The organism is Mycobacterium shinjukuense (genome assembly GCF_010730055.1).
GTDB classification, from domain to species: domain Bacteria; phylum Actinomycetota; class Actinomycetes; order Mycobacteriales; family Mycobacteriaceae; genus Mycobacterium; species Mycobacterium shinjukuense.
In genome coordinates, this window is the sequence record NZ_AP022575.1 from 4,281,033 (window position 1) to 4,301,234 (window position 20,202).

10 protein-coding genes and 2 pseudogenes are annotated in these 20,202 nt (G+C 76.3%); 3 read left to right on the forward strand and 9 right to left on the reverse strand.

Annotation, left to right across the window (positions count from 1 at the left end):
• Positions 1–13: 13 nt before the first annotated feature.
• Complete coding sequence (locus G6N20_RS19395) at positions 14–748, reverse strand: crotonase/enoyl-CoA hydratase family protein (RefSeq protein WP_232065547.1); 735 nt, start codon at positions 746–748, stop codon at positions 14–16.
• Between the two features lie 142 nt (positions 749–890).
• Between G6N20_RS19395 and G6N20_RS19400 the strand changes: the two genes are divergently transcribed.
• Positions 891–2,531, forward strand: coding sequence for an acyl-CoA synthetase (locus G6N20_RS19400; RefSeq protein ID WP_083047157.1), 1,641 nt, complete (start codon positions 891–893; stop codon positions 2,529–2,531).
• Between the two features lie 41 nt (positions 2,532–2,572).
• Here G6N20_RS19400 and G6N20_RS22330 read toward each other — a convergent pair whose 3' ends face one another.
• The 5 genes and pseudogenes from G6N20_RS22330 to G6N20_RS22480 all read right to left on the reverse strand — a co-directional run.
• Complete coding sequence (locus tag G6N20_RS22330; RefSeq protein ID WP_179961491.1) at positions 2,573–4,762, reverse strand: hypothetical protein; 2,190 nt, start codon at positions 4,760–4,762, stop codon at positions 2,573–2,575.
• Between the two features lie 25 nt (positions 4,763–4,787).
• Positions 4,788–5,372 (reverse strand): hypothetical protein, encoded by a 585-nt coding sequence (locus G6N20_RS22335; protein WP_163663138.1) that lies wholly within the window; start codon positions 5,370–5,372, stop codon positions 4,788–4,790.
• Positions 5,353–5,697, reverse strand: a complete 345-nt coding sequence (locus tag G6N20_RS22340) for a hypothetical protein (protein ID WP_163663141.1) — start codon at positions 5,695–5,697, stop codon at positions 5,353–5,355. Before G6N20_RS22340 ends, G6N20_RS22335 begins: the two co-directional genes overlap by 20 nt.
• A gap of 793 nt (positions 5,698–6,490) precedes the next feature.
• Positions 6,491–7,574 (reverse strand): annotated as a pseudogene (locus tag G6N20_RS22475) (PE family protein); the annotation flags it as partial.
• Between the two features lie 442 nt (positions 7,575–8,016).
• Positions 8,017–10,215 (reverse strand): annotated as a pseudogene (locus G6N20_RS22480) (PE family protein); the annotation flags it as partial.
• A 491-nt stretch (positions 10,216–10,706) separates the two neighbouring features.
• On the opposite strand from G6N20_RS22480, the gene G6N20_RS19425 reads away from it, so the two are divergent.
• Both G6N20_RS19425 and G6N20_RS19430 read left to right on the forward strand, forming a co-directional pair.
• On the forward strand, positions 10,707–11,543 hold the full coding sequence (locus G6N20_RS19425) for an amidohydrolase family protein (protein ID WP_083048590.1): 837 nt from the start codon (positions 10,707–10,709) through the stop codon (positions 11,541–11,543).
• The gene (locus tag G6N20_RS19430) at positions 11,540–13,084 is read left to right on the forward strand and encodes an acetolactate synthase large subunit (protein WP_083048588.1); all 1,545 of its coding nucleotides are present in this window, start codon (positions 11,540–11,542) and stop codon (positions 13,082–13,084) included. The genes G6N20_RS19425 and G6N20_RS19430 overlap by 4 nt, the downstream gene beginning before the upstream one ends.
• A 118-nt stretch (positions 13,085–13,202) precedes the next feature.
• Here G6N20_RS19430 and G6N20_RS19435 read toward each other — a convergent pair whose 3' ends face one another.
• From G6N20_RS19435 to G6N20_RS19445, 3 genes are all read right to left on the reverse strand, one after another.
• Positions 13,203–17,402: a PE family protein gene (locus G6N20_RS19435; RefSeq protein ID WP_163663143.1), complete on the reverse strand. Its 4,200-nt coding sequence runs from the start codon at positions 17,400–17,402 to the stop codon at positions 13,203–13,205.
• Between the two features lie 168 nt (positions 17,403–17,570).
• Positions 17,571–19,079 carry a long-chain-fatty-acid--CoA ligase FadD17 gene (gene fadD17, locus G6N20_RS19440; RefSeq protein ID WP_083048606.1) on the reverse strand — a complete coding sequence of 503 codons (1,509 nt, stop codon included), beginning with the start codon at positions 19,077–19,079 and terminating at the stop codon, positions 17,571–17,573.
• 13 nt (positions 19,080–19,092) lie between these two features.
• Positions 19,093–20,190 (reverse strand): acyl-CoA dehydrogenase family protein, encoded by a 1,098-nt coding sequence (locus tag G6N20_RS19445; protein WP_083048583.1) that lies wholly within the window; start codon positions 20,188–20,190, stop codon positions 19,093–19,095.
• Positions 20,191–20,202 lie beyond the last annotated feature (12 nt).

Consider the following 20,202-nt stretch of genomic DNA (forward strand, 5'->3'; position numbering starts at 1 on the left):
ACGTTCGGCGGGATCAGCGGTTCTGGAAGTTGGGCGTGCGCTTCTCGGCGAACGCCTTCGGGCCCTCCTTGGCGTCGTCGGACAGGAAGACCTTGATGCCGATCTGGGTGTCGATCTTGAACGCCTCGTTTTCGGGCATCCCTTCGGTTTCGCGGATCGACCGCAGGATCGCCTGAACGGCCAGGGGGCCGTTAGCCGATATGGCGTCTGCGATTTCGAGCGCTTTGGCCAGCGCCTGCCCGTCGGGCACGACGTAGCCGATGAGACCGATCTCCTTGGCTTCGGCGGCGGTGATATGGCGTCCGGTCAACAGCAGGTCGCAGGCCAGCGTGTACGGGATCTGGCGCACCAGCCGCACGGCCGAGCCGCCCATCGGGTAGAGGCTCCACTTGGCCTCGGAGATGCCGAACCTGGCGCTCTCGCCGGCGACCCGGATGTCGGTGCCCTGCAGGATCTCGGTGCCGCCGGCGATCGCGGGGCCCTCGACGGCGGCGATCAAGGGTTTCGTGAGCCGTCGGCCTTTGAGCAGGGCGTCGATGCGTGACGGGTCGTAGCTGCCGTCCTGGAACGAGTCGCCCGGCGGCTTCTTGGTGGCCGCCTTGAGGTCCATGCCGGCACAGAAGTAGCCACCGGCCCCGGTCAGGATGCAGCAGCGAATGTCGGGATCGTTGTCGACGCGGTCCCAGGCCTGAACCATGATCCGCATCATTTCGCTGCTCAGCGCGTTGCGGGCGGCCGGTCGGTTCATGGTCACGACGAGGGTGTGCCCACGCTGTTCCAGCAGCGCGTGCGGTTCGGACTCCTCGTTTGCTGGCGTTCCGGTCACGGGTTTCGCCTCTCGCTGGACGTCGGGTGTGAGCTTGTCAAGAAATGTAACACGTTCTAATTTGGTGGCCGTGGCCCTGAACATTGCCGATCTCGCTGAGCACGCCATCGACGCTGTGCCTGACCGGGTAGCGCTCATCTGCGGTGATGAGCGGCTGACCTACGCCCAACTGGAAGAGAAGGCCAACCGCTTTGCGCACTACCTGATCGCTCAGGGTGTGCAGCGGGACGACAAGATCGGCCTCTACTGCCGAAACCGCATCGAGATCGTGATCGCGATGCTGGGCATCGTGAAGGCCGGTGCCATCGCGGTGAACGTCAACTTCCGCTACGTCGAGGGGGAGCTGCGCTACCTGTTCGACAACTCCGACATGGTCGCGCTGGTCCACGAACGCCGATACTCCGACCGGGTCGCCAACGTGCTGCCGGACACGCCCAACGTCCAGACGGTCCTGGTTGTCGAGGACGGCAGCGACGAGGACTATCGGCGCTACGGCGGCGTCGAGTTCTACTCCGCGATCGCCCAGGGCTCTCCCGAGCGGGACTTCGGCGAACGCAGTGCCGACGCCATCTACCTGCTCTACACCGGCGGCACCACCGGTTTCCCGAAGGGCGTGATGTGGCGCCACGAGGACATCTACCGCGTGCTGTTCGGCGGAACCGACTTCGCCACAGGCGAATTCGTCAAGGACGAATACGACCTGGCCAAGGCGGCCGCCGCGAATCCGCCGATGATCCGCTATCCGATTCCGCCGATGATCCACGGCGCCACCCAGTCGGCCACCTGGATGGCGCTCTTTTCGGGCCAAACCATCGTGCTGGCACCGGAATTCAACGCCGACGCGGTGTGGCGCACGGTGCATGAACACAAGGTGAATCTGCTGTTCTTCACCGGCGACGCGATGGCGCGCCCACTGCTCGACGCGCTGGTCAAGGACAACGACTACGACCTGTCGTCGTTGTATTTGTTGGCCAGCACCGCGGCCTTGTTCTCGCCCAGCATCAAGGAGAAACTCCTTGAGCTGCTGCCGAATCGGGTCATCACGGACTCAATTGGCGCGTCGGAGACCGGGTTTGGCGGTACCAGCATCGTCACCACCGGCCAGGCGCACACCGGCGGCCCGCGGGTGACCATCGATCACCGCACCGTCGTGCTCGACGAGGACGGCAACGAGGTGAAACCCGGATCGGGTGTGCGCGGCGTCCTGGCCAAGAAGGGCAACATTCCCGTCGGGTACTACAAGGACGAGAAGAAGACCGCCGAGACATTCCGGACGATTAACGGTGTGCGCTACGCCATTCCGGGCGACTATGCGCGGGTCGAGGCGGACGGCACGGTCACCATGCTGGGCCGGGGCTCGGTGTCGATCAACAGCGGCGGCGAAAAGATCTACCCCGAGGAGGTTGAAGCCGCGTTGAAGGGTCATCCCGACGTGTTCGACGCGCTGGTGGTCGGCGTGCCCGATCCGCGTTACGGCCAGCAGGTGGCGGCCGTGGTGCAGCCCCGGCCCGGGTGCCGGCCGTCGCTGGCCGAGCTGGACGGTTTCGTGCGCTCGGAGATCGCGGGATACAAAGTGCCGCGCAGCCTTTGGTTCGTCGACGAGGTGAAGCGCTCACCCGCCGGGAAGCCGGACTACCGCTGGGCCAAGGAGCAGACCGAGGCGCGCCCGGCCGATGACGTCCATGCCAGCCATGTGACCGCTTGAGAGGCTGCGGGCACCCTCGCCGCGCCGCTGGCCTCGCGCGATCAGTTGGGGCCGCCGGCACCGCCGGTGCCGGCGGTGCCGGCGGTGCCGCCGGTGCCGCCGGTTCCCCCGCTGGGTCCAGAGCCGGTGCCGCCGGGGCCTCCGGTTGTGCCGTTGGAGCCGGGGTTTGCGCCGGCATCGCCGGCGCCGCCTTTGCCGCCGTCCCCGCCGGTGCCGCCGGTGCCTCCGGTGCCGCCCAGCAGGCCGCCGTTGCCGCCGTTGCCGCCCTTGCCGCCGACGGTGCCGTTGCCGCCGGCGCCGCCGACACCGTTGGAGCCGCCGTTGCCGCCGATCCCGCCGGTGCCGCCGACGCCGCCGGTGCCGCCATCACCGCCGACGGCGCCGGTGCCACCGGTTCCGCCGGCACCGCCCATACCGGCAGTGCCGCCGTTGCCGCCTTTGCCGCCGGCACCTGTGCCGCTGCCGTTGCCGCCCTTGCCGCCGGTGCCGGCGACGCCTCCGGAGCCGCCATCGCCGCCGTTGCCGCCGGCACTGTCGCCGGCGCCGCCTTGACCGCCATTGTTACCGGCGCCGCCGGTGCCGCCGATGGATCCGTTGCCGTTGCCGGCAGTGCGGTTGCCCCCGTTGCCGCCGGTGCCGCCGGTGCCGGCGTTGCCGCCGGTGCCGCCGTCGCCACCACCGCTGCCGCCGTCGCCACCCTTGCCGCCGGCGCCGGCGGCGCCGCCGTTGCCACCCGCTCCGCTGCCGCCGCCGGAGGTACGGTTTCCGCCGTTGCCACCGGCGCCGCCGTCGCCGCCCTGGCCGCCCTTGCCGCCGTCGCCGCCGCCGGCGCCGCCCTGGCCGCCTTGGCCGCCGGTGCCCGCGGCCCCGCCTTGGCCGCCGATGGCGGGGCTGCCGCCGGGCGTACGGTTATTGGCGTTGGCGCCGGCACCACCGTCTCCGGCGTCGCCGCCCTGGCCGCCGTTGCCGCCGCCGACCCCACCGACGCCGGCGCCGCCGGCCCCGCCGGTGCCCCCGTCACCGCCCTTGCCGCCGCTGCCGCCGTTGCCGCCGTTTGCCGTTGATGAGGCTCCACCGGCGCCGCCGTTGCCTCCGGCGCCGCCTTGGCCGCCGTTGCCGGCGGTGCCGTTGGCGCCGCCGCCGGCACCGCCGGCGCCCGCGGCACCACCGTCACCGCCGGTCCCGCCTTTCCCGCCGCTGCCGCCGGTGCCGCCGGTGATAGCGGCAACGGCTCCGCTGCCGCCATTGCCGCCCGCGCCGCCGGCGGCGCCATTGGCACCGTTGCCGCCCGCACCGCCGCCGACTCCACCGATGCCGTCGCCGCCAGCGCCACCGGCCCCGCCCTTACCGCCGTTGCCGCCGGTGCCGCCGCTTGCGCCGGTACCGGCACCGCCGTTGCTGCCCGCCGTGGCGGTGCCGGCGGCACCGCCATCGCCGCCGTCGCCGCCGGTTCCGTTGGCGCCCGCCATGCCGCCACCGCTACCGGCGGCACCCCCAGCACCGGCGTTGCCGCCTTTACCGCCGTTACCGCCGTTGCCGCCGTTGTTGCCGCTGCCGCCCGCGTTTCCACCGGAGCCGCCGTCGCCGCCGTCGCCGCCATTGCCGCCGTCGCCGCCGTCGCCGCCGCCGACACCGCCGATGCCATCGCCGCCGGCCCCACCAGCGCCGCCGTTGCCGCCTTGGCCGCCGTTGCCGCCGTCGCCGCCGCTTCCGGGGCCGGTCGCGCCGGCGGCGCCGGTAGTGCCGGGTGCGCCGTCGCCGCCTTTGCCGCCGTCACCGGCCACACCGTTGGCGCCGGGGGTGGCGCCGGAGCCGCCGGCACCGGCGGCGCCACCTTTGCCGCCGTCGCCGCCGTTGCCGCCGGCGCCCCCGGCGGCGCTGTTGGTGGCGCCGTTTGCCCCGTCACCGCCCTTGGCGCCGTTTCCGCCCGCGCCTCCAGCACCAGCGGTTCCGCCGTTGGCGGCCCCGCCGTTGCCGCCGGTTCCACCGTCACCGCCGTTACCACCGTTGCCGCCGTTGGCGCCGCTGCCCGGCGCGCCGGCGGTGCCGGCGGCGCCGATGCCGCCATCGCCTCCGGTGCCGCCTTGTCCGCCGATACCGGCGGCACCCGCACTGCCGCCGCTACCGGCGCCGGCCGCCCCGCCCGCACCTGCGGCGCCGCCGTCCCCGCCGGTCCCGCCTTTGCCGCCGTGCGGGTTACCGGCACCACCGGTGCCGCCAGTTCCGCCCATACCGCCGGTACCACCGACACCGCCGTTACCGGCGGTGCCGCCGGGCCCGGCCGAACCGCCGGCGCCGCCTTGACCGCCGTCGCCGCCAGCAAATCCGGTTCCGCCCGTGCTGCCGGGAGCACCCGTCGCGCCGGGACTGCCAACCCGCCGGTACCGCCCTTACCGCCGGTGCCGCCTGTGCCCGCGGCGCCCGCCGTGCCACCGCTGCCACCTGTCCCGGCGGCGCCGCCCGCGCCGGCGTCGCCGCCTTGGCCGCCGGTGCCGCCGGTGCCGCCCACGCTGCCGGCCAGCGTGCCGGAGCCGCCGGCCCCGCCGGCCCGCCGGTGCCGCCGACCCGCCGACCCGCCGGAGCCGTTGGTGCCCCGGCACCGGGTTGCCGCCGGCGCCGCCTTGCCGGCGCCGCCGGCGAACCCGGCCCGCCGGTGGCGCCGCTGCCGGGTGCGGCGTCGGCGCCGTTGCCGCCGGTGCCGCCTTTGCCGCCGACGCCGCCGTCACCGCCGATGCCGGCGTTGCCGGTGGCGCCGGCGGTGCCGCCGGACCCGCCGGCGCCCGCGGCGGCCGGCCGCGCGCCGGCGTCGCCGCCGCCGCCGTCACCGCCGGTAAAGCCCACCCGGTGGTTGTCTGCGCCAGACCGCCGGCCCGCCGGCCGCCGGTGCCGACCCGCCGGCCCCGCCGGAGCCGTTGGTGCCCCCGGCACCGGAGTTGCCGCCGGCGCCGCCTTGGCCGCCGGCGCCGCCGGCGAACCCGGCCCCGCCGGTGGCGCCGCTGCCGGGTGCGGCGTCGGCGCCGTTGCCGCCGGTGCCGCCTTTGCCGCCGACTCCGCCGTCACCGCCGATGCCGGCGTTGCCGGTGGCGCCGGCGGTGCCGCCGGACCCGCCGGCGCCCGCGGCGCGCCGGCCCGCCCGCGCCGGCGTCGCCGCCTTGGCCGCCGTCACCGCCGGTAAAGCCCACCCGGTGGGTTGTTGCGCCGGACCGCCGGCCCCGCCGGCCCGCCGGTGCCGCCGACCCGCCGGCCCCGCCGAGCCGTTGGTGCCCCGGCACCGGGTTGCCGCCGGCGCCGCCTTGCCGCCGGCGCCGCCGGCGAACCCGGCCCGCCGGTGGCGCCGCTGCCGGGTGCGGCGTCGGCGCCGTTGCCGCCGGCGCCGCCTTTGCCGCCGACTCCGCCGGTGCCGCCGACGCCGGCGTTGCCGGTGGCGCCGGCGGTGCCGCCCGACCCGCCGGCGCCCGCGGCGCCGCCGGCCCCGCCCGCGCCGGCGTCGCCGCCTTGGCCGCCGTCACCGCCGGTAAAGCCCACCCCGGTGGGGTTGTCCGCGCCGGAGCCGCCGGCCCCGCCGGCCCCGCCGGTGCCGCCGACCCCGCCGGCCCCGCCGGAGCCGTTGGTGCCCCCGGCACCGGGTTGCCGCCGCCGCCTTGGCCGCCGGCGCCGCCGGCGAACCGGCCCGCCGGTGGCGCCGCTGCCGGTGCGGCGTCGGCGCCGTTGCCGCCGGCGCCGCCTTTGCCGCCGACTCCGCCGTCACCGCCGATGCCGGCGTTGCCGGTGGCGCCGGCGGTGCCGCCCGACCCGCCGGCGCCCGCGGCGCCGCCGCCCGCGCCGGCGTCGCCGCCTTGGCCGCCGTCACCGCCGGTAAAGCCCACCCCGGTGGGGTTGTCTACGCCGGAGCCGCCGGCCCCGCCGGCCCCGCCGGTGCCGCCGACCCCGCCGGCCCCGCCGGAGCCGTTGGTGCCCCCGGCACCGGAGTTGCCGCCGGCGCCGCCTTGGCCGCCGGCGCCGCCGGCGAACCCGGCCCCGCCGGTGGCGCCGCTGCCGGGTGCGGCGTCGGCGCCGTTGCCGCCGGCGCCGCCTTTGCCGCCGACTCCGCCGTCACCGCCGATGCCGGCGTTGCCGGTGGCGCCGGCGGTGCCGCCGGACCCGCCGGCGCCCGCGGCGCCGCCGGCCCCGCCCGCGCCGGCGTCGCCGCCTTTGCCGCCGTCACCGCCGGTAAAGCCCACCCCGGTGGGGTTGTCTACGCCGGAGCCGCCGGCCCCGCCGGCCCCGCCGGTGCCGCCGACCCCACCGGCCCCGCCGGAGCCGTTGGTGCCCCCGGCACCGGAGTTGCCGCCGGCGCCGCCTTGGCCGCCGGCGCCGCCGGCGAACCCGGCCCCGCCGGTGGCCCCGCTGCCGGGTGCGGCGTCGGCGCCGTTGCCGCCGGCGCCGCCTTTGCCGCCGACTCCGCCGTCACCGCCGATGCCGGCGTTGCCGGTGGCGCCGGCGGTGCCGACCCGCCGGCGCCCGCGGCGCCGCCGGCCCCGCCCGCGCCGGCGTCGCCGCCTTGGCCGCCGTCACCGCCGGTAAAGCCCACCCGGTGGGTTGTCTACGCCGGACCGCCGGCCCCGCCGGCCGCCGGTGCCGCCGACCCGCCGGCCCCGCCGGAGCCGTTGGTGCCCCGGCACCGGGTTGCCGCCGGCGCCGCCTTGCCGCCGGCGCCGCCGGCGAACCCGCCCGCCGGTGGCGCCGCTGCCGGGTGCGGCGTCGGCGCCGTTGCCGCCGGCGCCGCCTTTGCCGCCGACTCCGCCGTCACCGCCGATGCCGGCGTTGCCGGTGGCGCCGGCGGTGCCGCCGGACCCGCCGGCGCCCGCGCCGCCGGCCCGCCCGCGCCGGCGTCGCCGCCTTGGCCGCCGTCACCGCCGGTAAAGCCCACCCCGGTGGGGTTGTCCGCGCCGGAGCCGCCGGCCCCGCCGGCCCCGCCGGTGCCGCCGACCCCACCGGCCCCGCCGAGCCGTTGGTGCCCCGGCACCGGGTTGCCGCCGGCGCCGCCTTGCCGCCGGCGCCGCCGGCGAACCCGGCCCGCCGGTGGCGCCGCTGCCGGGTGCGGCGTCGGCGCCGTTGCCGCCGGCGCCGCCTTTGCCGCCGACTCCGCCGTCACCGCCGATGCCGGCGTTGCCGGTGGCGCCGGCGGTGCCGACCCGCCGGCGCCCGCGGCGCCGCCGGCCCCGCCCGCGCCGGCGTCGCCGCCTTGGCCGCCGTCACCGCCGGTAAAGCCCACCCCGGTGGGGTTGTCTGCGCCGGAGCCGCCGGCCCCGCCGACCCGCCGGTGCCGCCGACCCCGCCGGCCCCGCCGGAGCCGTTGGTGCCCCCGGCACCGGAGTTGCCGCCGGCGCCGCCTTGGCCGCCGGCGCCGCCGGCGAACCCGGCCGCCGGTGGCGCCGCTGCCGGGTGCGGCGTCGGCGCCGTTGCCGCCGGCGCCGCCTTTGCCGCCGACTCCGCCGTCACCGCCGATGCCGGCGTTGCCGGTGGCGCCGGCGGTGCCGCCGGACCCGCCGGCGCCCGCGGCGCCGCCGGCCCCGCCCGCGCCGGCGTCGCCGCCTTGGCCGCCGTCACCGCCGGTAAAGCCCACCCCGGTGGGGTTGTCCGCGCCAGACCGCCGGCCCCGCCGGCCGCCGGTGCCGCCGACCCCGCCGGCCCCGCCGGAGCCGTTGGTGCCCCCGGCACCGGAGTTGCCGCCGGCGCCGCCTTGGCCGCCGGCGCCGCCGGCGAACCCGGCCCCGCCGGTGGCGCCGCTGCCGGGTGCGGCGTCGGCGCCGTTGCCGCCGGTGCCGCCTTTGCCGCCGACTCCGCCGTCACCGCCGATGCCGGCGTTGCCGGTGGCGCCGGCGGTGCCGCCGGACCCGCCCGCGCCCGCGGCGCCGCCGGCCCCGCCCGCGCCGGCGTCGCCGCCGGTGCCGCCGGCGCCGCCGGTAAAGCCCACCCCGGTGGGGTTGTCCGCGCCGGAGCCGCCGGCCCCGCCGGCCCCGCCGGTGCCGCCGACCCCGCCGGCCCCGCCGGAGCCGTTGGTGCCCCGGCACCGGGTTGCCGCCGGCGCCGCCTTGCCGCCGGCGCCGCCGAACCCGGCCCGCCGGTGGCGCCGCTGCCGGTGCGGCGTCGGCGCCGTTGCCGCCGGCGCCGCCTTTGCCGCCGACTCCGCCGTCACCGCCGATGCCGGCGTTGCCGGTGGCGCCGGCGGTGCCGCCGGACCCGCCCGCACCCGCGGCGCCGCCGGCCCGCCCGCGCCGGCGTCGCCGCCTTGGCCGCCGTCACCGGTAAAGCCCACCCGGTGGGTTGTCCGCGCCAGACCGCCGGCCCGCCGCCGGTGCCGCCGACCCGCCGGCCCCGCCGGAGCCGTTGGTGCCCCGGCACCGGGTTGCCGCCGGCGCCGCCTTGGCCGCCGGCGCCGCCGGCGAACCCGGCCCCGCCGGTGGCGCCGCTGCCGGGTGCGGCGTCGGCGCCGGCCACGCCGTCGCCACCGGCTCCACCGGCACCGCCGCTGCCACCCACACCCGCTACACCGGCCGCGCCGTTCCAACTGAAGAACTGCCCTGCACCCCCAGCACCACCTTGGCCTGCGGCGCCGCCGGCGCCGCCGGTGCCGCCGGCCCCGCCGATACCGCCCAGGCCGGCCGTGGCACCATCGGCGCCGGCACCGCCGACCGCGCCGAGGCCACCACCTCCCCCGAGGCCCCCATGCCCGCCGGGTCCGAAGAACAACGCCCCACGGCCCCGTCCCGCCATTGCCGCCGGGCCCGCCGGCGCCACCGGTACCGCCCACCGGGCCGCCGGTGGTCCCGGTCGCACCTGCCCCACCGGCTCCGCCGTTGCCGCCGGACCCGCCGCGGGCAAACAGCCCACCCGCGCCACCAGGCCCACCATTGCCACCCGCGCCACCGGCATCGCCGGCCACGGTGGCATCGGCACCGGGCCCGCCGTCGCCACCATCTCCGGCCGCGCCGAACAGCCACTCCGCGCGGCCGCCCGCGCCGCCGGTACCCCCGCCCGAGCCACCCACCCCGCCTCGGCCACCGCCACCCCACAAGAACCCGCCGTCGCCGCCAGCACCACCCGTGCCCCCTCCGACCCCGCCGGCCCCACCGGTACCACCGACCCCCAAGAGCCACCCGCCATGACCGCCAGCCCCGCCCGGCGCACCGGGCCCACCCGCCCCGCCGATGCCACCGTTGCCCCACAACCCGGCAGGCCCGCCGGCCCCACCGGCTTGGCCCGGTGCCACCCCGGGTGCGCCGTTGCCGCCATTGCCGAACAACAACCCACCGGCCCCACCGGCCCCGCCTGGCGTCGTGGCGTTGGCCCCATCACCGATCAGCGGACGCCCCAGCAGCACCTGGGTGGGCGTGTTGATGACGTTCAGCGCGTTCTGCTCGGCGTTGGTGAGCTCGGTCCACACATACGAGCCCAACCCCGCCCGCAACGTCTGTACGAACTGCTCGTGATACACCGCCACCTGGGCACTGACGGCCTGGTACTCCACACCATGGCCGGAAAATAGCGCCGCAATCTGTCCCGACACCTCATCGGCCGCGGCGGCCGATAGCTGGGTCGTCGCGCTAGCGGCCGCCGCGTTAGCGGCGGTCACCGCCGATCCCACGCCGGCCACGTCACCCGCGGCCGCTGACATCCACTCCGGCGAAATCCATACGTACATGCGGTAGCTCCCAAACCATCTCGGCGCAGCACTACGACCCCGGGCCAATATTGACGCCAGCGTTGCCCGTGTCGGATGGTATTCGTCGCCCGCGCCATGCGCCTTCGTTTCGCGGACATTTAACGGTTGACTTCGGCGCAGGGCAGGAATCCCGCGGCTTGCCGGGCGGCTGTCGCCACCGAACCGTGCGGGCACAAGGTCGGCAGGTATCACGGGTGTCGACGGTCACTGCGCGCTGACGGCCGAGCTGTAGATACAGCCCGACGCGGCAGCATAGCGATAGGGTGGCCGCGCCTGGGTGACGGACGGGCGGGACGCTGTCCGGATGGTGACATCCCGATCGCGGCGACCGTCGCTGCGGCGGACGTCGCCGACGTCGAGTCCGGGTCGCTCAAGGCCGACCCGGCAAGGACAGGTCAGGTGGCCGCCACCCCGGGAGTGATCGCCGGCCGCGCGGCTATTGGCGGTCGGGCGTCTACAGTCAAAGCGCGATGACGATCGACGTGTGGATGCAGCACCCGACGCAGCGCTTCCTGCGCTGCGAGATGTTGGCTTCGCTGCGGCGCTGGACGGGCGGGTCGCTACCCGACGCCGACATCCCGATCGAGGCGACCATCGCCGCGATGGACGCCGCCGACGTCGAGTTCGGGTTGCTCAGCGCGTGGCGCGGTCCGGGTGGCCAGGATCTGGTGTCCAACGATGAGGTCGCGGAATGGATCCGGTTGCACCCCAACCGTTTTGCCGGTCTGGCCACGGTGGACCTGGACCATCCGATGGCGGCGGTGCGCGAGCTGCGGCGACGGGTCGGTGACGGGTTCGTCGGCCTGCGGGTGGTGCCCTGGTTGTGGAACGCCCCGCCCACCGACCGCCGCTACTACCCGCTGTTCGCCGAGTGTGTGCAGTCCGCGGTGCCGTTTTGCACCCAGGTCGGTCACACCGGCCCGCTGCGGCCCTCGGAGACCGGACGCCCGATTCCCTACATCGACCAGGTGGCCCTGGACTTTCCGGAGCTGGTGATCGTGTGCGGTCACGTCGGCTATCCGTGGACCGAGGAGATGATCGCGGTGGCCCGCAAGCACGAGAACGTCTACATCGACACCTCGGCCTACACCATCAAACGGCTGCCCCAGGAGCTGGTGCGGTTCCTGAAAACCGGGACGGGCCAGCGCAAGGTGCTATTCGGCACCAATTACCCGATGATCGCGCATTCGCACGCCCTGGCCGGTCTTGACGAACTGGGGCTCAGCGAGGAGGCTCGTCGCGACTTTCTGCACGGTAACGCCGTGCGAGTATTCAGGCTGGACCCACAAGGAAAGGTGCGGACGTGAACGGTGCTCAGGCCCTGATCAACACCCTGGTCGACGGCGGTGTCGACGTGTGCTTCGCCAACCCGGGGACCTCGGAGATGCATTTCGTGGCGGCGTTGGACACCGTCGCCCAGATGCGTGGTGTGCTAACGCTTTTCGAAGGTGTGGCCACCGGCGCGGCCGACGGCTATGCCCGCATCGCGGACCGTCCGGCGGCGGTGCTGCTGCACCTGGGTCCCGGGCTGGGCAATGGCCTGGCCAACCTGCACAACGCGCGCCGCGCGGGGGTGCCGATGGTGGTGGTCGTCGGCGACCACGCTACCTATCACAAGCAGTACGACGCCCCGTTGGAATCCGACATCGATGCGCTGGCCGGCACGGTTTCGGGATGGCTGCGCCGGACGGGGGCGGCGGCCGACGTGGGGGCGGACTGCGCCGAGGCGATCGCGGCGAGCCGGTCGGGTCAGCAGATCTCGACGCTGATCCTGCCGGCGGACGCGTCCTGGTCTGACGGCGCCCAGCCGGCCGCGGTGCCGGCGTCGGCGCCCCGGGCGGCGGTCGACGTGAGCACCGCGGCCACGGTGCTGCGGTCGGGCGAACCCACCATGATCCTGATCGGTGGGGACGCCACCCGCGCGCGGGGGCTGACCGCGGCCGCGCGGATCGCCGAAGCGACCGGGGCCCGCTGGTTGTGTGAGACGTTCCCGACGCGGCTGGAGCGCGGCGCCGGCGTCCCCGCCGTCGAACGGCTCGGTTATTTCGCCGAGGCCGCCACCGCGCAGCTCGACGGTGCCAAGCACCTGGTGCTGGCCGGCGCCAAGTCGCCGGTGTCGTTTTTCGCCTACCCGGGCATGCCCAGCGACCTGGTGCCGGCCGGGTGTGAGGTGCACGTGCTCGCCGGGGCCAGCGGCGCGGCCGACGCGCTGGCAGCGTTGGCCGACGAGCTGGCGCCCGGGACGAGCGCGCCGGTGGCGGCCCCCTGCCGTCCGCAGCTGCCAACGGGTGCGCTGACGTCGGCGTCGGCGGCTGACGTCATCGGCGCGCTGCTGCCCGAACGGGCCATTGTCGTCGACGAGTCCAACACCTCGAGCGTGTTCCTGCCGGCCGCGACCGCCGGGGCGCCGGCGCATGACTGGTTGACGTTGACCGGCGGCGCGATCGGTTACGGCATTCCGACCGCGGTGGGCGCCGCGGTCGCCGCCCCCGACCGCCCGGTGCTGTGCCTGGAATCCGACGGCTCGGCGATGTACACCATTTCCGGGTTGTGGACCCAGGCGCGGGAAAACCTCGATGTCACCACCGTCATCTACAACAACGGCGCCTACGACATTCTGCGGATCGAGCTGCAGCGGGTCGGCGCCGGATCCGCGCCCGGGCCCAAGGCACAGGATCTGCTTGATATCTCCCGTCCCACAATGGATTTCGTGCAGATGGCCGAGGGCATGGGTGTTCCTGCGCGGCGCGCCACCAGCTGCGAAGAACTCGCCGACGCTTTGCGGGCGGCCGTCGCCGAACCCGGACCGCACCTGATCGACGCGGTGGTGCCGTCGCTTCTGGGGTAGTAGCACTCGGCTTCCGGACTGCGCGGCCGGCGGGGGCGCGCGCCGGCAGGGCGGTGGGGGCGGGTGCCATTACCGGCTGGCAGCCGCCCGGCAGTGGTCAGGGGACCGCGGGTCAACCTTAAGCGACACCGCCAGCGCCGGCCGTGCCACCGGTGCCGACTCCGGAACCGCCGGTGCCGCCGGTGCTGCCGACGCCGGCGTTGCCCGCATTGCTCGAGCCGGGTCCGCCCGCGCCGCCGAGTTTGCCGTTGCCGGCCGGCCCGCCGGTGCCGCCCTGGCCGCCTGTCCCGCTGTTGCCGCCGGTGGCGCCGGCCCCGGCGCTGCCGGCCATCGTGCCGGATCCGCCGGCGCCGCCGTCGCCTCCGGTGCCTCCGGTGCCGCCGTCCCCGCCGGCGCCGCCGGCACCACCATTACCGGCTTTGCCGCCGCCGGATCCGGCGGTACCGCCGCCGCCGCCGGCGCCTCCAGAGCCGCCCGCGCCGCCGAACGCGCCGGCCCCGCCGTTGCCGCCGTTGCCGCCGTTGCCGTCGGTCGTCGAGACGAGTCCGGTGGCGGTGCCGCCGTTGCCGCCATTGCCGCCGGCTCCACCGCCGGCGCCATTACCGCCGGCGCCGCCGGCCCCGCCAGCCCCGCCGATGCCGCCGTTGCCGCCGTTGGCGCCGCCGCCGCCGGCATTACCGCCGGCGCCGCCGGCCCCGCCGTTGCCGGCGTTGACCGCGGCCAGGCCGCCGTTGCCGCCGTTGCCGCCGTTGCCGCCGGTGGCCGTTCCGCCGGCAACAGTGTCGGTTGCCATAGCGATTCCACCATCGCCACCGGCTCCGCCGGCGGCGCCGTTGCCGGCGGCCACCGGATTGCCTTCAACGGTGACGGTGCCGTTGGTGGCGTCGCCGCCGTTGCCGCCGTCCCCGCCATTGGCCACGCCGAACTCTCCACTTGCTGTGGCGGCGCCGCCGGCGCCGCCCTTGCCGCCGGCCCCAAACTCCCCGCCGGCGCCGCCGCTGCCGCCGTTTCCGCCGTTGGCCGTACCACCTTTACCGCCTGCTGTTGCGGCCCCGCCATCGCCGCCCGTTCCGCCGGGCGCGGCTAGCCCGCCTTTGCCGCCATTGCCGCCATTTCCGGCGGTGGCGGTGCCGCCGTCGGTGGGGTTGGTGGCGGTGCTGCCGGCGCCACCCGTTCCGCCCTGCTGGATGAGGCCAATCGATGGGTTGCTGACGCCATCGGCCCCGGTTCCGCCCGGGTCGCCTGGGTTGGGCATCCCGGTTGCGGCGGTCGAGTTCGGCAAGATGACGCTGTTGAAACCGTCGGCGCCCTTGCCTCCGGCGCCGCCGGCCCCGCCGTTGCCGCCGTCGCCGCCCTTGCCCGCGGCGCCGAAGCTACCCGTGCCGCCGGGAGTCCCGCCGGAGCCGGGCTGGCCGCCGTTGCTTCCGTCGCCGCCGGCCCCGCCGGACCCGCCGTTGGCTGTGATGCCGAAGAACGGCGAGACGGTTTGCGCGCCGTCGGCGCCGTCGGCGCCGTCGCCGCCGTCGGCGCCCTTGCCGCCGTTGCCACCGGTACCGCCGTTGCCGCCGCTGAGGCTGCCCGTGCCGCCGGTGCCGCCGGTGCCGCCGCTGCCGGCGAGGCCGGCGTCGCCGCCGTTGCCGCCGTTGCCGGCGGATCCGCCAAGAATTTGTCCGCCGGCGGCGCCGAATCCGCCCTTGCCGCCGGCGCCGGCGTTGCCGCCGTTGCCGCCGGTGCCGCCGGTGCCGGCCGGCGTGCCGATCAGGCCGGCCCCGCCGGTGCCGCCCTGGCCTCCCGCGCCGGCGTTGCCGCCGTTGCCGCCCGCGCCGCCATTGCCCGGGCCCGCATCGTTGCTGCCCGTAGCGCCGTTGCCGCCGGCGCCGCCCTTGCCGGCGTCGCCGCCCTGGCCGCCGTTGCCGCCGATGCCGGCGGTGCCGCCCGCGGCGGCGGCGCCGCCGTTGCCGCCATTGCCGCCGCTGCCGCCATTGCCGCCGGTGCCGCCGGTGCCGCCGTCCGGCGCGATCGTGACGCCCGGGTCGGGGACACTGAAGCCTGCGCCGCCCTGGCCGGCAAGGCCGCCGCTGCCGCCCTTGCCGCCCATGCCGCCGTCACCGCCGCTGCCGCCGGGGCCGCCGGCGTTGCCGCCGGCGCCGCCGGCGCCGCCATTGGCGCCGTTGCCGCCGTTGCCGCCGGTGCCGCCGACGGGGGCGGTGCCGGTGCCGGGTACGCCATTGCCGCCGTTGCCGCCTTTGCCGCCGGTGCCACCGGTGCCGCCGTTGCCGCCGCTGCCGCCCTTGCCGCCGTTGGCGCCGGGGGCCCCGCCGTCGCCGCCGTCGCCGCCGGCGCCGCCGGCGACGCCGTTGCCGCCGGGCAGGCCATTGGCTTGGTTGGCGCCGCCGTCGCCGCCGCTGCCGTTGCCGCCGTTGCCGCCGTCGCCGCCGTCGCCGCCGATGCCCAGGGTGCCCGCCGTACCGCCGTTGGCGGCCCCTCCGGCGCCGGGCGTGCCGCCGGCGCCGCCGGCCCCGCCCTTGCCACCGTTAATCGGGAAGTTGTTGCTGGCGGAGAAGGCGTTCCCGCCGTTGCCGCCGGCGGCGCCGCTGCCGCCGTTGCCGCCCTTGCCGCCGGTGCCGCCCGGTCCACCCGCGGCGCCGCCGGCGCCGCCGTCGCCGCCCGCGCCACCGGGGTTGCCGTTTCCGGGGACGCCATTGATGAATGGGGCGTCGGAGCCGGCGGCTCCCGTGCTGCCGTTGCCGCCGTTGCCGCCGTTGCCGCCGTTGCCGCCGGCGCCCACGCTGCCCGCCTTGCCGCCGACGCCGGGACCGGCCGCGCCGCCGCTGCCGGGCTGTCCGCCGTCGCCGCCCTTGCCGCCGTTACCGCCGGGGTTGCCGGCCCCGCCGGCGTCGTTGCCGTCGCTGCCGTTGCCGCCCAGACCGCCGGTGCCGCCCAACCCGCCGTTACCGGCGACCCCACCCGCCACCGCGGCCCCGCCGGTACCGCCCTGGCCGCCCTTGCCGCCGGCGAAACCGGGATTGCCGTTGGCGCCCAAGCCGACGGCCACCGGGCCGTTTGCGCCGTTGCCGCCGGTGCCTCCGGTGCCGCCGGTGCCGCCGGCACCGACGCCGCCGGGCACGCCGGCACTGCTCAGCGCTCCACGGGCGCCGCCGACCCCACCGGGGCCGGCGGCGCCGCCGTTGCCGCCGTCGCCGCCGGTGCCGGCGGCGATGACGGTCGTGCCGTTGCCTCCGGTGCCGCCCATGCCGCCGGTGCCGCCCTGGCCGCCTTGGCCGCCGGCGCCGCCGTGGCCGAACAGCACCGGGCCGGCACCTCCGACGCCGCCGGTGCCGCCGTTGCCGCCGGTGCCGCCGTTGCCGCCGGTGCCACCGGCGACGACGGCGTTGGCGCCGGCCGCGCCGTCGCCGCCCTGGCCGCCGACGCCGCCGTCGCCGCCGTTGGTGATCCACCCGCCGGGCCCGCCGTTGCCGCCGGTGCCACCGTTGCCGGCGCCGCCGCCGCCCGTCCCCGGGGCACCGATCCCGCCGGGACCCCCGGCGCCGCCGGGGCCGACCAGCAGTGCGCCGGCCCCGCCGTTGCCGCCGGTGCCGCCGGTGCCGCCGCCGGAACCGCCGATGCCCCCGGCGCCGCCGACACCACCGCCGCCGATCAGCAGCGCGCCGGCCCCGCCGTTGCCGCCGGTGCCGCCCATCCCTCCGCCGGCCGCACCCGGTCCGCCGATGCCGCCCGCGCCGCCGCCGCCGAACAGCAACCCACCGTTACCGCCGTCACCGCCCCTGGCGCCGCCGGGACCGCCGGCGCCGCCCGCGCCGCCGTTGCCCCACAGCCCGGCCGAGCCGCCATTGCCGCCGGGCTGGCCCAGCGCGGTGCCGGCCGCGCCGTTGCCGCCGCTGCCGAACAACCACCCGCCGTCGCCGCCATTGCCGCCGGGCGTCGTCGCGTTGGCGCCGTTGCCGATCAGCGGGCGGCCGGTCAACGCCTGGACGGGGTCATGCGCCGCGGCCGTGGCCAACTGCAGCGGCGAGACGTTGGCCGCCTCGGCGGCGGCATAGGACGCCGCGCCGGCGTTGAGGGCCTGCACGAACTGGTTATGAAACGCCGCCGCCTGTCCGGCCAGCGCCTGATAGCCGCGGCCGTGCTGGGAGAACAGCGCGGCGATGGCCGCCGACACCTCGTCGCCGGCCGCGGCCGCAACCGTCGTCGTCGGGGCGAGCGCCGCCGCGTTGCCGGCGGCAAGCGAGGCGCCGATCTTGCTGACATCGGCTGCTACCGCCGCGACCATCTCCGGCGAGACAAGCAAAAGCGACATCCGGCACCTCGCCCCAGCTCCGGCTAACCCGGGATCGACCGGGCAGCAGGCATGCAATCGGTAGGACCGGATCGTATCGCGGTGCGGGTCGCTGACACAGCGCTTCGGCCGCATACCTGGATGTATCCGCTGCTGTGGGCAACCGTGAGGCCCGCCGGCACGCCGCGGCTACCGAGCGATCCGCCACACCGGATCGTCGCAATCCACACCCTCGGCAGCTAACTGCCGCTTGAGCACCTTGAAGGTCATGGTGCGGGGCAGCTGCGCGCTCACCCGGACATGCGACGGCCACTGCTTGGGCCCCAGGTCGGGCTGCGCGGCCAGGAACGCCCGAAACGTGCCGGCATCGAACGCGGCGCCGGGCGCCAACACCAACGCGGCCATCACCCGGTCGCCCACCACCGGATCGGGCACCGGATAGACGGCGACCTCGGCGACGCCTGGGCAACGCGTCAGTACCCGCTCGATGGGTGCCGTGCCCAGGTTCTCGCCGTCCACCCGCATCCAGTCGCCGAGCCGGCCGGCGAAATAGGCGTAGCCGGCCTCGTCGCGGTAGGCGAGATCGCCGCTGTGGTAGACGCCGCCCGCCATCCGCTCGGCCTCGGCGGCGTCGTCGTGGTAATAGCCCTCGAAGCGGCCCGGCCCGGCGGTGTTCACCAGCTCGCCGACCACCCCGGCCGGGCACGGCCGGCCGGTATCGGGGTCGAGGATCTGGATCCCCTCCGGCAGCGGGCCCAGCGCGCCCGCCGGAGTGTCGGGTGTGCGGGTGATCGCCACTCCGCCTTCGGTGGAGCCGAACCCGTCCTGCACCACACAACCGAACCTGCGGGCGAAACGTTCGATGTCGCCGGGCACCCCTTCGTTGCCGTAGACCGCCCGCAGCGGGTTGTCGGCGTCGTCGGCGCGCTCGGGGGTGGCCAGCACATACGACAACGGCTTGCCCACGTAGTTGGCGTAGGTGGCGCCGTAGCGGCGGACGTCCACCAGGAACTGGGACGCAGAGAACTTGCGCCGCAACGCCATCGAACCCTGGCACGCCACCGCCACCGCCCAGCCGACCAGGACCGCGTTGGAATGGAACAACGGCATCGACACGTAGCAGACGTCATCGCGGCCAAGGCCAAATCGCTGCGTCATCGTCACCCCAGCGACCGCGACCTTGCCGTGGCTGCACCTGACCGCCTTCGGATCGCCGCTGGTCCCCGAGGTGTAGATCAGCATGAAAAGGTCTGCCGGCGAGGCGGATTGAAACCGCGGCTCCGCATTCCGGTGCGCCGCAAGCTCATCGGCCCAGTCACTGGAATCGACATTCACGAACTCGATGCCGTCCAGTGCGCCGGCCGATGCCGAGTCGGCGAGCACAAGCTGGCAATCGGCGTGCTGGATGTCGCGAACCAGCGCCGCCCCCCGGCGCACCGGGTTGAGGCCGACCGGAACGATCCCCGACAACCCGGCGGCCACCAGCACGGCCGAGAAGACGGGCGTGTTCTGCAGCAGGACGCCGACGTGTGGCGGGCGCCTCGGGTCGAGCCGGTCCCGCAGCGCGGCGGCGGTGGCGGCGCCGTCCCGGAGGTGGGCCCGCCAACTGGTAAACGAGTCCTCGAAATAGACACCCCGGTAGCCGATTTCGGCTAGCGGCGACAGAAGGTCGGTGACGGTGGGGTCGGACGGCGGCATGGTTGCCACGACGTCAGGCGGGTGTCTCCGCCAGTTCCCGGCCGATGTGGCGGAGCTGACGGGTGGCGCCGCCCAGCTCGAACTCGATCTCCTTGGCGGCCAGGAAGTACCGGTGCACCGGATGATCGGTGTCGACGCCGACGCCACCGTGCACGTGCACGATGGTGTGCGCCACCCGGTGCCCGGCGTCGGCGGCCCAAAACGCCGCGGTGGCCACGTCGATGTCGGCGGGGATATCCTGCGACACCTTCCAGGCCGCCTGGGTGAGCGTCAGCCGCAACCCCTTGACGTCGATGTAGCCGTCGGCCAGCCGTTGCCCCACCGCCTGGAAGCTGCCGATGGGCCGGTCGAACTGCTCACGCGTGCGCGCATATTCGGCGGTCAACCGCAGGCCGCGCTCCAGCACCCCGAGCTGAAAAGCGCTGCGGCCCAGGGTCGCAAGCCTGCAGAGCCAAACCACGGTGTCATCCCCGCCAACCCGCCGCGCCCCGTCGACCGCAACGTCCTCCAGCGCGAGGCGCCCGACGCAGCCCAGGCCGGTGGTGTGCAGCGCGGTCACCGAAACCCCGGGATCGTCCCGAGAGACAAGGAAAACCGCGGTGCCGGAATCTGTTTCGGCAGGAACTAGGAAGGCGTCGGCCACCGGCGCGTAGCCGACCAGGGTGCGCGTGCCGGTGAGCCGGTGGCCGTCACCGACACCGGCGGCCTGCACCGGTCCCTCACCCATTTCGCCGTGCAGCGCGACGGTGAGGATCTTCTCGCCGCCGACCGCCGGCACGCCCCAGCCCCGCTGCAATTCCTCGGAGCCGAACCGGGCCAGCGCGCCGCAGGCCAGCACGATCGACTCCAGGTACGGCACCGCGGCCAGTTGGTGACCCAGCGCCACCAGCACCGCCACCTGCTCGAGCACCCCGAAACCCTCGCCGCCCAGCGCCGACGCCGCCGCGCTGGAGAGGATGTCGGCGTCGATCAGCGTGCGCCACAGCGTCCGGTCGAACCTGTGCTCGAGCTTGTCCAGCTCGCGCTGATGCTCCGGGGTGCACACCGCGTCCACGATGGTGTCGACCAGACCGCCCAGGTCAAGCGCGGCTTCGGTCGTCGAGAAATCCATGCCTAAGTCCTC